Source organism: Desulfuromonas sp. TF, from assembly GCF_000472285.1.
In the GTDB taxonomy this organism is placed as follows: Bacteria; Desulfobacterota; Desulfuromonadia; order Desulfuromonadales; family ATBO01; genus ATBO01.
Genome location: NZ_KI421421.1, coordinates 264,784 through 277,013 on the forward strand (window position 1 = coordinate 264,784; position 12,230 = coordinate 277,013).

General features: G+C 58.7%; 12 protein-coding genes. 8 read left to right on the forward strand and 4 right to left on the reverse strand.

The window, feature by feature from the left end:
* Positions 1–427: tetratricopeptide repeat protein (locus tag DTF_RS0112515; RefSeq protein ID WP_369798566.1), on the forward strand; the 427-nt coding region annotated here is incomplete at its 5' end.
* 7 nt (positions 428–434) lie between these two features.
* Here the strand turns inward: DTF_RS0112515 and DTF_RS23390 are convergent.
* Positions 435–968, reverse strand: a complete 534-nt coding sequence (locus DTF_RS23390) for a M48 family metallopeptidase (RefSeq protein WP_155890806.1) — start codon at positions 966–968, stop codon at positions 435–437.
* A 341-nt stretch (positions 969–1,309) separates the two neighbouring features.
* Here DTF_RS23390 and DTF_RS23395 point away from each other — a divergent pair, with 341 nt between their 5' ends.
* Positions 1,310–3,142 carry an acyl-CoA dehydrogenase family protein gene (locus tag DTF_RS23395; protein ID WP_051361273.1) on the forward strand — a complete coding sequence of 611 codons (1,833 nt, stop codon included), beginning with the start codon at positions 1,310–1,312 and terminating at the stop codon, positions 3,140–3,142.
* Between the two features lie 15 nt (positions 3,143–3,157).
* On the opposite strand, the gene DTF_RS23400 is transcribed toward DTF_RS23395, so the two are convergent.
* Positions 3,158–4,153 (reverse strand): HAMP domain-containing sensor histidine kinase, encoded by a 996-nt coding sequence (locus DTF_RS23400; RefSeq protein WP_051361274.1) that lies wholly within the window; start codon positions 4,151–4,153, stop codon positions 3,158–3,160.
* 217 nt (positions 4,154–4,370) lie between these two features.
* On the opposite strand from DTF_RS23400, the gene DTF_RS0112535 reads away from it, so the two are divergent.
* The 4 genes from DTF_RS0112535 to DTF_RS0112550 all read left to right on the forward strand — a co-directional run bounded on the left by DTF_RS0112535 (position 4,371) and on the right by DTF_RS0112550 (position 7,045).
* Positions 4,371–4,850 (forward strand): peptidylprolyl isomerase, encoded by a 480-nt coding sequence (locus tag DTF_RS0112535; RefSeq protein WP_027715594.1) that lies wholly within the window; start codon positions 4,371–4,373, stop codon positions 4,848–4,850.
* A 220-nt stretch (positions 4,851–5,070) separates the two neighbouring features.
* Positions 5,071–5,589 carry a GNAT family N-acetyltransferase gene (locus tag DTF_RS0112540; RefSeq protein ID WP_081702951.1) on the forward strand — a complete coding sequence of 173 codons (519 nt, stop codon included), beginning with the start codon at positions 5,071–5,073 and terminating at the stop codon, positions 5,587–5,589.
* The gene (locus DTF_RS0112545) at positions 5,589–6,761 is read left to right on the forward strand and encodes a M20/M25/M40 family metallo-hydrolase (protein WP_027715596.1); all 1,173 of its coding nucleotides are present in this window, start codon (positions 5,589–5,591) and stop codon (positions 6,759–6,761) included. The genes DTF_RS0112540 and DTF_RS0112545 overlap by 1 nt, the downstream gene beginning before the upstream one ends.
* An 89-nt stretch (positions 6,762–6,850) precedes the next feature.
* Positions 6,851–7,045 carry a CsbD family protein gene (locus tag DTF_RS0112550; RefSeq protein WP_027715597.1) on the forward strand — a complete coding sequence of 65 codons (195 nt, stop codon included), beginning with the start codon at positions 6,851–6,853 and terminating at the stop codon, positions 7,043–7,045.
* 77 nt (positions 7,046–7,122) lie between these two features.
* Here the strand turns inward: DTF_RS0112550 and DTF_RS0112555 are convergent, their stop codons facing one another.
* Entirely contained in the window at positions 7,123–8,325 is a 1,203-nt protein-coding gene (locus DTF_RS0112555) for an amylo-alpha-1,6-glucosidase (RefSeq protein ID WP_051361275.1), read from the reverse strand.
* A 160-nt stretch (positions 8,326–8,485) separates the two neighbouring features.
* On the opposite strand from DTF_RS0112555, the gene DTF_RS0112560 reads away from it, so the two are divergent.
* Positions 8,486–10,072: a sensor histidine kinase gene (locus DTF_RS0112560; RefSeq protein WP_027715599.1), complete on the forward strand. Its 1,587-nt coding sequence runs from the start codon at positions 8,486–8,488 to the stop codon at positions 10,070–10,072.
* Between the two features lie 98 nt (positions 10,073–10,170).
* On the opposite strand, the gene DTF_RS0112565 is transcribed toward DTF_RS0112560, so the two are convergent.
* Complete coding sequence (locus DTF_RS0112565) at positions 10,171–11,592, reverse strand: sigma-54 dependent transcriptional regulator (RefSeq protein WP_027715600.1); 1,422 nt, start codon at positions 11,590–11,592, stop codon at positions 10,171–10,173.
* A 380-nt stretch (positions 11,593–11,972) separates the two neighbouring features.
* Between DTF_RS0112565 and DTF_RS23405 the strand changes: the two genes are divergently transcribed.
* The gene (locus DTF_RS23405) at positions 11,973–12,215 is read left to right on the forward strand and encodes a hypothetical protein (protein ID WP_035056992.1); all 243 of its coding nucleotides are present in this window, start codon (positions 11,973–11,975) and stop codon (positions 12,213–12,215) included.
* Positions 12,216–12,230: the final 15 nt, after the last annotated feature.

Sequence of the window (12,230 nt, forward strand, 5' to 3'; positions counted from 1 at the left end):
CCGTTATGCGGGGGAGCGTCTGGAGAGATTCTCCAAAATGGTGGAAACATTCAAGGGGGCGGCCCTGGGTGATGTGGATGCCATGTTCGGAGTTGGTTCATTTTACTGGCGCGGTGATGGCTTCGAAAAAGATTTTGATCAAGCGGTAAGATGGTGGAGGCTTGCGGCTCGGCTCGGGCACAAGAAGGCGAAAGCATTTCTGGCGCGACTCGGTGACTTCGAAAAGAACGGCGCTTCGGGCGAGGGATCGCCGATGACCCGGGTAGGGCAGAAAGAGCTTCCCGCCACCCTGGTCTATCAGATAGGCGTCGACCTTCTCGAAGGAGGGGGGAGTTCCGGGGAAATCCATCCTTCGTCAACCTGGATGAGTATGCTCCGGAAGAGCCGTCAGATCAATGGCCGGCCCCTGAGCCTATCCAAGGAATAAGAGGGAATCAGCTTTGCCCCTGGGTGGTCTCCGTCGGATGGAGAAGGAAGCGCAGTCCCAGGCGGGTGAGAAGAAAGCCGCAGCATTTGTTGAGGCGATGTCGGCGGCTCAGGAAAGTGAAAAGGGGCGGACGCCGCATCCCCATTCTTTTCAGTTCTGCCAGCAGTTCAGGGTGTTCGCCGAAGTTCAAGCCCGTGCGAAAAGCCGTGACGGCCAGCTCCTTCTCCCCGGCGATGAGAAAGACCCGACCGAGATGGAGATGATGGAGAGGATTTCCCGGTTCCCTGCGGACCGCTTCGCGGCAAAGGGCGAAAGCCTTCTCCATATCCTTCTCTTCCCTGGCCAGGCAATAGCCGAGACAGGAGAGGACGACGGGTGTGCGCTCATATCCGGAGGCTTCCTCAAAATGAAAACGGGCCAACCGGGTGTTTCCATTTTCGAGGGCGATAAGACCTCTCCGGATCAGAACGGTCTGGTTGTTATGGAGGATCTTTTGCCTTCTTCCAGCGTTTTTTCTGTTTGCCGCATTCAGCCAAGCCATGTCTTTTCTATCCCCTTTTGTTTTTGCCCTTGCCCTTTCCCCGATTTGCGGCATTGCCCGGACGCCACGCCAGATTACCCTCCTTCATAGCATGGAAGGCCGCTGCTTTGATGCCGAAGCTATGGCCATCTCCCCACATCCCTGATCAGATGCCTCTGCAAAGGGCAAGCCAGTATGGCGAAGACTGGAAGCCGTTTAATTCGGGGCTGGAAAAAGAAGGCGGAGAATGATCCGGGGAAAGGACGGAAGCCCGCTGTCTCTTTTTGTCAGATTCGTTCCGGGAAGGCCTAAGCGGTTTGCAATGAGAAGCAAACCGCTGAATACCTGCTATTTTTTAGAATATGGAACATGGTGCGGAAGAGAAGAAATCCCTGGCTACTGCGGAGGCGGCCCGAGAAGCCGGAGGAACGAATCCAAGCTTTCTGGGCGAGCTGTTCATGGGCCGCCTGAGAACCGGGATGATCTTTCCCTGGCCGGCGCAGGATCCCGGGGAAAAGGCCGCCGGAGATGCGGTTCTGGAAAAGCTGAAATCCTTCCTGGAAGAACACGTGGATGCGGACCGCATCGACCGGGAGAAGGAGGTGCCCCGGAGCGTGATCGAGGGGCTGCGGGAGATGGGTCTCTTCGGCATCAAGATCCCTCGCGAGTACGGGGGCCTCGGATTGTCCCAGATCAACTACAACCGCATCCTTCATCTGGTCGCCAGCCATTGCGGATCGACGGCGCTGCTTCTTTCGGTGCACCAGAGCATCGGCGTTTCCCAGCCGGTGATGATGTTCGGCACCGAGGAACAGAGGCGCAGGTATCTTCCGCGTTTGGCCGCCGGCGCGATCAGCGCCTTCGCCCTGACCGAGCCGGGGGTCGGCTCGGACCCCTCGCATATGACCACGACCGCCGTCCCCAGCGAAGACGGCTCGGCCTGGCTCATCAACGGCCGTAAGCTGTGGACGACCAACGGACCGATTGCCGAACTGCTGGTGGTGACGGCGCGCACCAACGACCCCGAGGCGGACCGCCCCGAGATCACTGCCTTTATTGTGGAGGGGAAATCAGAGGGTCTTGTCACAGAGCACCGCTGCGATTTCATGGGACTTAAGGGGATCCGCAACGGCCTTCTCTCCTTTCACAACGTCCGGGTCTCAGGAGAAGATATTCTCACCGGTGTCGGCGAGGGACTGAAGCTGGCTCTGCGCACCCTCAACATAGGGCGGCTCTCCATTCCGGCCTTTTGCGGGGGGGTCATGAAGCACGCCCTGACCATCTGCCGCATTTGGGGGAACGAGCGGCGTCAGTGGGGCGTGCCGGTAGGGCGCCATGAGGCGGTGGCGGCCAAGATCGCCCGCATCGCCGCCGATGCCTTCGCCGTCGACAGTCTGGCCTGGCTTGGGGCGACCTTCGCAGACCGGGGGGAGCCGGACCTCCGCCTGGAGGCGGCGGCCGACAAGCTCTTCTGCACCAAGGCGATGTGGCGCGCCCTCGACGAGACCCTGCAGGTGCGCGGCGGGCGCGGCTATGAGACCGCTGACAGCCTGCGGGGCCGCGGCGAGGCGGGTATTCCCGTCGAGCGAATGCTGCGGGACGCCCGCCTCTATCTCATCGGCGAGGGGACGAGCGAGATCCTGCACCTCTTCATCGCCCGCGAGGCTCTCGACCCCCATCTCAAGGCGACCGGCATCACCTCCATTGGTGATCCGGTGGACTTCAAAAAGGCTTTCAGGTTCTACATCCGCTGGTATCCGGGGCTGCTCCGACCAGGTTGCAGTGCCTCACGGAACGTCTCGCTCCCTCCGGGGCTGAGGAGGCATCTGCGATATGTCGAAAATGCCTCCCGCCGCCTGGCACGGGATCTTTTCCACATGATGGTGCGCCACGGGCAGGGTCTGCAGAGAAAGCAGATGGTGCTGGCGCGGCTGGTGGATGTGGGGGTGGAACTCTTCGCCATGGGGGCGGTGCTTTCGCGGGCGGGGAGCCCGCAGGCTCCCTCAGGCGCTGAAGAATTGGCCGATCTGTTCTGCCGGCAGGCGCGTCGGCGCATCGGCAGCCTGCGCCGAGAGGCATATTGCAATGACGACAGGAGAGTTTACGACCTGTCCCGCAAGGTCCTGGAGGGGGAATTCCCCTGGCTGGAAGAGAACATCCTCTGCACCTGGAAGGGGGATGACGGGATCGGGTGACGTTCCGTTACGTACTCATCCGTTTTTTTGATATTCCCCGGGAAACCACACTCGGAAAGTGGTTCCCTCCTCTTCCGAGCTGGTGAAAGAGGCCTTGCCCTTCAGGTATCTGCTCAGCACGTGAATGCTGTAGGTCCCCAGTCCCCGTCCGGCTCCCTTGGTGCTGACGGACCTTGTGAAAATCCGGTCCCTCACATCCCTGGGGACAGCTCCCGAATTGTGAACGCTGAATTCGACCCCGCCGTCTGTCGCTCTGCAGCCGATGGTGACCGGTTCTCCCGAACGGGAAGCCTCCAGGGCATTTTTCACCATGTTGCCGAGTATCCGGTTGATCAGGACCTGGTCGCCGGTGAAGGTTATCCCTTCGGCATCGCGTGCAATCCGAATATGGCGGTTTTTGCCGGCGGGATGATACTGGTAGAATTGAACGGTCTGGCGGATGATCTCCAGAGAATTCAGAATCGAAGGTTCAATCGGGAGTTCGTCGTGCTCGGCGGCTGCGAGGGCGCGCTGGGTTTCGATCTGATCGATGCTTTGTTCCGCCGCGGCTTGCAGCCAGTGATAAATTTCCTTTTTGTCGATATCGGGGTGGGCCTGGAGCAGTTCCGCAAAGCCGCGGATGCTGCCTGCCACATTAAGGATGTCGTGATAAAAGATCTTCTCCAGGGACCGGCGTCGCTGTTCCGTGACCTTCAACGCCGAGACCAGGTAGACCGTCAGGAGGAAAAACGCCAGCCTCACCAGCATGTTCCAGTAATGGGCCAGGGTAAATGTGTAATCTTCGATATTGTCGGCGATCAGCCAGGCGATGGCGCTGAACAGCGAGAAGGCAAAGCCCGGCCAGCGGCCCAGCCGCCAGGTGACCAGATAGATCGGCAGCAGGTAAAAAATGGAGAAGGAGATTTCTCCGGTCAGGATGTCGATGAAGCTCAGGAGCAGAACCAGAAGCACGGCAAGGGCGACTGTCGCCAGTACAGGAAAGATCTCCCTGAATGAACGCCGATTCGCCATACCTGTCTCGTATTCCATTTGGGTTGCTTTCTTCAGGCAAATTGTATCAGATCCGAGATGGTTTTTTGAGGGCGTGATTCAAACCACCGCCCCGGAGGCGCCGGACTCCGGATTCCTTTGACGCCGCTTCCCGTTCATCTCTTTTTGATGGATTCCTGATACAGTTACCCGTACTATGGGCGCAAACCAATTACCACGAACAGGAAGGAAATTCAAAATGGCACAGGCGAAAAAGGGCGACCGAGTTGCAATCAACTTTACCGGAACCCTCGAGGACGGAACCGTTTTTGACACCACCTTTGCAGATGACGATTGCAGTTCGGATGAATGCGGGACCGATGATTGCGGCTGCGAAACCGGGCCCATGGAGCTGATCATCGGTGAAGAGGAATTTTTTCCTCTGGTCGAGGAGGCGCTGATCGGAATGGCGCCGGGAGAGAAAAAGACCGTCGTCATTCCCTCCGAGGAGGCTTTCGGTGAATATGACGAAGAGCAGGTCTTCTCGATAAAACGCAGCGAGGTTCCGGACCATATCCATCCCGAGGAAGGGCAGGAGCTTGAACTCACCGGAGAGGACGACGAGAGCGTCATTGTGACCGTGGTCGAAGTGACCGACGAGGAGATCACCCTGGACGCCAACCATCCCCTGGCCGGAGAAGACCTTTCCTTTGAGGTCGAACTGGTGGAGATCCTTTAGAGACTCGCTACACTGTCTCCGTGACAATGACATGGGGTGCATCATCCTGTAATTTTTTTGCATTGCGAAAGGCCTCCATCCCCATGGAGGCCTTTCGTGCGTTCGGAATCCGTTTCCCGATTTCCCCTATGTTTACAGATTCTTACTTGAGGGGAAAGGGCAAAGATTCTTTCGCCTGCTATACTTTGGTCATTCATTATCTTTTGGGAGGCAAGGCTGCATGATCAACGAAATGGATGCCGAAAAGGAGCGGGTTGTTCGGATCCGCGAAATGACCATCGATGACCTCTCCGAGGTCTTTCATATCGGCGAGGAAATATTCACTTCCGAATACAGCCCCGTTCTGTATCGCTCCTGGGATGAGTATGAGATCACCACTCTTTTCAACTCGGACAGCGAGCTCTGCCTGGTCGCCGAAGCCGATGAAGAGATCCTCGGCTTCGCTCTGGGGACAACCGTGGAAAAACAGCATTCGGCCTGGAAATACGGTTATCTTGTCTGGCTCGGGGTACGTCGGGGGCTGCAGAAGGGGGGGACGGGAGAGAGGCTCTTCCGTGAACTCAAGCGGCGCATGGTCGATCAAGGGGTGCGCATGATGATCATCGACACCGATGCCGACAATCAGGCCGGCATCCGCTTCTTCAAAAAGCAGGGGTTCGGCAACATTCAGCAGCATGTCTACATGACATTGAACCTGAGCCGCCGACCGCGTCGCCGCAAGGGGGAAAGGCCGGAATGATGGACAAACGGCTGGACAGCGTATGGGGGGCCGTCGATCCTGAGCGCCTGCGCCGGACCCTCCTGGAGATGGTCGACATCTACTCCCCCTCGGGGAAGGAGGAGGACGTCCAGCTCTACCTTGAAAAGATCCTCCGGGATGCGGGACTTGCCGTGGAGCGCCAGCAGGTCGAGGAGGAGGAGCGCTACAATCTGCACGCGGTCATGGGACAGGGGGAGCCGCTCCTTTATCTGGTCGGCCATGTCGATACGGTGCCGGCTTGGGATCTCGAGGAATACGGGCCCGTGGAGGAATGGGGAATCGTTCGCGGACTGGGTACGGCCGATATGAAGGGGGGGTGCGCCGCCATGCTGGAGGCCTGGCTGGCCCTGGCCACACTGCCGGAGGAGGAGCGGCCGCCGGTGGGACTGCTGCTGGTTGTGGGAGAGGAGGAGAACGGCGACGGCAGCGCCGCCTTTCTCCAGAGCCACCGACCCCCATGGGTCGTGATCGGCGAGCCGACTTCCCTGGCACCCTGTTTCAGCCATTTCGGCTATCTGGAAGCGTCTCTGGTCACCCAGGGGCGGCGCATCCATTCGTCGCTGCCGGAGTTGGGGCACAACGCCGTCGAATCGATGCTGCGAGTGTTGCTGCATCTGGGCAAGGCCCCCCTGTTCGACCGCGAAAGTTCCCAGATCGTCTACTCCATCCGGGAGATGAGCTCGTCGCGGGCCGGATTCGTCGTCCCCGACCGCTGCGAGGCGTTGATCGATCTGCATCTTCCCCCCGAAACCGATCCGAAAGAGATCCGCGGGGCGATGGAGGAACGGCTGTCCGGCGCCGAACGGTTCATCCCCGGGCTGAACCTGGAGATCTCCTTCGATTTTGCCTCCCAGGGCTACCATCTGGGGGGGGACAACCGGCTGGGGGAAATCCTGGAGAGCATCTTCCCCCGGCTGAACCTGCCGCTGCAGTTCGTTCCTTTCCGCTCCCACTCGGACGGCAACCTCTTTTTCGAAGCAGGGGTCAAACCCCTCGTTCTCGGCCCCGGGTCTCTGGAGACCGCCCATACCCCCGACGAGCAGACCTCATTGTCGGAGGTGGAAGCCGCCGCCAGGATCTATGCCGCGCTCTGCCTTGGCGCGGGGCAGGCAGGAATCCAGCCAGAGGAGAGCCGAGGCCGTTCTGTTTAATGAGATCCGTCAGGAGAAGGCGGACGATTTGACGGATTTGATGATATGGTACAATGATCTTGTAACCCCTGAATGAAAGGAGATCACTCATGAATACCGAGCAAATGAAAGGTCAATGGATGCAGGTCAAGGGTGAGATCAAGAAGCAGTGGGGCAAGCTCACCGACGACGAGCTGGACAGGATCGCCGGCGAGAGAGACAAGCTGGTCGGCAAACTGCAGGAAAAATACGGAATAACCAAGGAAGAAGCCGAAAGACAGGTCAGAGATTTCCGAATGCACTAGGACTTGTCCTCAGCTTTCGATCAAAAAAAGGGCCGGCGCTTCGCCGGTCCTTTTTTGCTGAAACAGATCCGGATTTTTTATCCGAACAGCGGCAGATCGTTCTCGAGAGCGGCGGCGGCGAGGAGGAAGAGGGCGGCGTTCCAGGATTGTCCCGGCATCCCGCCGGGGACACCGGTGCGGCCGTGAAACCATTCGTTGAACTCCCAGGCGTTGATCCGATTGAGAGCGGCCAGGCGCTCCATCTCGGCAAGGGCTTCATCGCCGCGGCCCTGCCGGATGAGGAGGAGCGCCCAGAAGGCGCCGACGAAGGGCCAGATGCCTCCGTTGTGGTACTGAAAGGGGAGATTCTGGCCGTGGCGCTCCATGTAGGCCCGCCATAGAGAGTGCTCCGGCTCGATGGGCGTGCCGACCACCCGGATGGGATAGGGGCGGTTGGCTTCCAGGGAAAGAAGCCCCTCGACGATCCTCTCCCCTTTGGCGGCCGAGGACAGGCCCGTGAGGGCGGCGAGCAGGTTGCCGAAGACGTCGACCTCTTCTCCCCAGAAAGAGAAATTGACGAAGCTCAGGTAGAAGGGGGTCAGCTTCGCCTCCCTGCGGATGTAGTCGACCATCAGGGCGACGCGGCGATGCTCCGGCGCAGGCCCGTCGAAGGGAGAGAGAAGCTGATTGGCAAGATGAGCCGTGGATTCGGCGCCGGGCAGCCCGTAGAGCCCCTTGACCCAGTACCACAGGGCATTGGTGTAGAGGACGAAGCCCGAGCGGGGCATGATGTCGGCCCAGTCGCTGGCCTCGTTCTGCTGCAGCAGGTGCCAGACCGGATGCTCCTGACATCCGAGCCACTGCAGAGCGTGTTTGATTTGTGACTCAAGCTGTCTTTCAAGTCCCTCGCCGGGAGCCAGGCGGTCGAAGAGGCGAACTGCGATCAGCCACCACAGGGTGGCGTCGATGCAGCCGGCATACCAGAAGTCGGCCTCTCCGGTCTCCGGCCGCACGAACTTGGAGATCTGACCGTTTCCCGCCTGAAAGGCGGCCAGGGTGAGCAGGCTGGCGCGCGCTCCGGAAATCAGTTCCTGCTCTCCGGAAGCGGCCATGCCGAGGGAGCAGATCGCGGCGTCGCGGCCGAAGATGCAGGTGTAATTGCGCCCCTCGGCCCGCGCCGACGGGGAGGCGGCCAGTATTCCGGCGGCGATCGTGTTGCCGCGCAGCAGTTCGATCGACCGCTGCCGACATTCGTCGATCAGGGTTGTGGCGCCGATGGCCGAAAAAGGGGCCGTCTCCATCGTTGATCTCCGCCTGAGAAAATGCTTTTCGAGCGGCATTGTACGCTGTCCGCCCGATCGCTGGCAAGCCTCTTGCTCAGGCTATGCGGGGCGAACAGGCTTGCAATCCCTTCGATATGCGGTTAAATTCTATTAATTTTATATGCTGTCGAGTGAGCCCATGCGTCTGCGCCTTACCACAAAATTCACCCTGGTCACCAGTGCCGTTCTGGTTACGGCCATGGTTTTGTTCACCTATTTTGGTATCGGATCCCTGGAGCGGATCATTCAGGATGAGGCGGTCAAGGATATCGACAATCTCAGTGAAACGATCCTGCGGACAACCTACCATCAGATGCTGGAGGATGACCGGGAACTAGTATATCAGGCGATTGAAGAGGTCGGGTTCCAGAAAGGAGTCAGGCAGATCCGTCTGATCGACAAGGACGGCGTGATCCGCTACTCCACGCTTGAGCGGGAAATCGGGACCGAGGTCGACAAGAGCGGAGCCTCCTGCAATATGTGCCATGGCAAGCATGGTGATTCGCCCCTGGTGGCCGTTTCGTCCATGAGACGGAGCCGTAATTTCATCGATAGTGACGGCGAAGAAGTGATCGGGATGGCGAGGGGGATCTACAACCAGCCGACCTGCAGCATTGCGGCCTGTCATATTCATCCCCCTGGCGCCCAGTTGCTCGGCGTTCTGGATGTCACGGTCTCTATGAAGGAAATGACCAGCCAGATCAGCGGCTTCAGGCTGCAGATGATACTGTCCACCTTTGGGCTGCTGTTTGCCCTGGCTCTGAGTCTGGCTTTCGTCACCGGCCGGTTTGTTCATCGGCCGGTGCGCGACCTGCTGGCTCATACGCGGCGCCTGACCAGCGGCGACCTGGAGGGACGCATCGAGCCGCTGGCCCGGGATGAACTCGGGGAGTTGGAAGTGGCATTCAACGAGATGACCGGGAGTCTGCGTCAAGCGCAGTGGGAATTGCGGGAACTGGCCAGTTCACTGGAAACCAAAGTCGAGCAACGCACCCGCGAGATCCGGGATATACAAGGCCACCTGGCGCGTTCGGAGAAGCTGGCGTCACTTGGGGAACTGGTGGCCGGTATCGCCCACGAAATCAACAATCCGCTGACGGGAATCATGGTTTTCTCCTCCATGATTCTGGAAGACGACCGCTTGCCGCAGGACATGCGGAAGGATATGGAGGTCATTAACCGGGAGACGGAGCGCTGTTCCGGGATAGTTCGACGCCTGCTGGAATTCTCTCGGGAGACCCTCCCGCACAAGGCGCCGGAATTGATCAACCATCTGCTTGACAACACTCTGCATCTGCTGGAGAACCAGGCGACCTTTCACAATATCGATATCGCCCGTCATTATGCTTCCGATCTGCCGCCGATCCTGGTCGACGGCAATCAGATCTGCCAAGTATGCATGAATATTCTGCTCAATGCCGCCCAAGCCATGCCTGGGGGGGGATCCCTGGCCCTCGCAACGGAGCTCTCTGAAGATGGAGAGTATCTGGCCGTCCGGTTCAGCGACACCGGGAGCGGCATACCGGAGAACGACCTCAAGCGGATCTTCGACCCATTCTTCACCACCAAGGAGGAAGGCGGGACGGGGCTCGGACTGTCTGTTTCTTACGGAATCGTCGAAAATCATGGGGGAAAAATAACGGTGGACAGCCTAGTGGGGACGGGAACCACTTTTACGGTGCTGCTGCCGTTGAGATGGCCGGAAGAGGAAGAGGATCGAGTATAGATGACGGTTATGCGCACGCGCCGAGCGAATCGGCCTCCGTCCGGGCTGGGGTAACCGGGCGGTCTGTTTTTGCCGTCATGCGGGGCTCATCTCGTCATCTATGCATCCAGTCCCGTGGGCCGGTTGCGGGCCGAAAGGCCCTGTTTCTTGAGAAGTGCCTGGAAATTGGGACGAAGCATGCCCACTTCCTCGGCCGCCCGGGTCACATTCCATTTGTTCCGGCGCATGGCATCCAAAACGAAGGCCCTCTCGATGGTGTCGACGGCCTGCTCCCGCAACAGCCGTTTGCGTTCCTTCAGCTCTTCCACGGTCTGCGGCGCCTCCGTCAGCCCCGCCCCGTCTTTTTCTGCGGAAACCTGTAATTCCAGATCGACGCGCTGAACCAGATCTCCCTCCGCCAGGACCACTGCCCTCTCGATGAGATTTTCCAGCTCCCGGACGTTGCCGGGGAAATGGTAGTTCTCGAGGAGGGCCATGGCGTCGGGAGCCAGCCCCCGCATGTCCTTGCCGAGCTCTTCGGCAAAGCGGTTCAGAAAATGACCGACCAGTTGGCGAAGGTCCCCTTTTCTTTCCCGCAGGGGCGGCAATTCGATGGGGATGATATTGAGGCGGAAAAAGAGGTCTTCCCGGAAGCGGCCCGCGGCGACCATCTCGGGCAGGTTGGCGTTGGTCGCCGCCACCAGCCGGATGTCCATGGAAACCGGCTGGGTTCCACCGATCGGCAGTACGGCCCGCTCCTGAAGGACTCGCAACAGCTTTGCCTGCGTCGTGAGGCTGATGTTGGCGATTTCATCCAGGAACAGAGTTCCTGAATCCGCGACCTTGAACAGGCCGGTCTTGGTCTGGCTGGCACCGGTGAAAGAACCCTTGATGTGGCCGAACAGCTCGCTTTCGAGAAGATTTTCCGCAAGGGACGTGCAATCGACGGCGACAAAGGGAGCATTGCGGCGTGGGCTCTTGCGATGGATGGCCCGGGCAACCAGCTCCTTGCCGGTACCGCTCTCGCCCGTCACAAGCACCGTACTGTCCGTCGGCGCCACCTGCATGATCCGCCGGTAGACCCGCTGCATTTCCCCGCTACCGCCAATAAAGTCTTCGAATGCCTGAATCTCCTGCAGTTCACACTGCCGGTGCATGTCATCCACCAGGACGGGCTTCTGATCCAGTGCGCTGCGCACCTTTTCACTGATGATCTCGGGGGTGAAAGGCTTGGCGATATAGTCGATCGCTCCGTTTTTCATCGCCTCTACGGCCGTCTCCACGGTCGAATAACCGGTCATCATGATGATCGGCACTCCGGGATGGAGAATCCGGATCTGTCGTAATACCTCCAGCCCTCCCATTCCCGGCATTTTGAGATCGGTGATGACGAGGGAAAAATCATGCTGATTCATGCGCTCCAGCCCGAGAAGTCCGCTCGGTGAGACGGCCACGGCATAACCTCTCGACTCAAGGACCCTGCGCAGACCTTCCCTGATCACCTCATCGTCGTCGATAACAAGAATCTGGGCCTGGTTCATCGGTAAACCCCCTTTAAATTAAAACACACCCATAATTGTCCGGCAAACCACCCGGCGAGTCAAGTATTACGTGAATAATATTTAATATTATATCCAGTTGTACAAAACCATTATACATCCCGGACAGGTGATTGTTAATTCAATTAATTCAACAGGATAGATGTTTAAATGGCGAACCGCTCCGGGACTGGTCGGGTTCCTGTGCATATTTCCTTCATACAGTCGCTGCCTTCTCCCTAACCGCTGTCCCGGATATTGTTATTTAAAAAGCCTTTATTACCAGCAAGTTACGTAAAAATTAAAAATATTTTAAATTAGGCACGGCCAATGCACTAGACATGGGTAACGGAACACAGCCCCCTGGGGGAAAGGAGAAAGCCATGAAAAAGCTCGTAGTGCAAGGATTGCTGCTGTTTGGAGTTGCCGGTTCAGCCCTGGCATCCGGTGCGGCCGAAAGCGGGGGAGGCGGGTTCCTGATCGCCCTCTTTCTCGGCTTCTTTGCGGTCATTGTCGTGTTCCAGCTCATTCCAAGCCTGATGGTCTTTTTCTCTGTCGTCAAGGAAATCTTCGCGCCCCGGCAGACCAAGGTCTCTGAGATCGTGAAGCAGGACGAGGCCAAGTAGCCGATCGCAGGATGA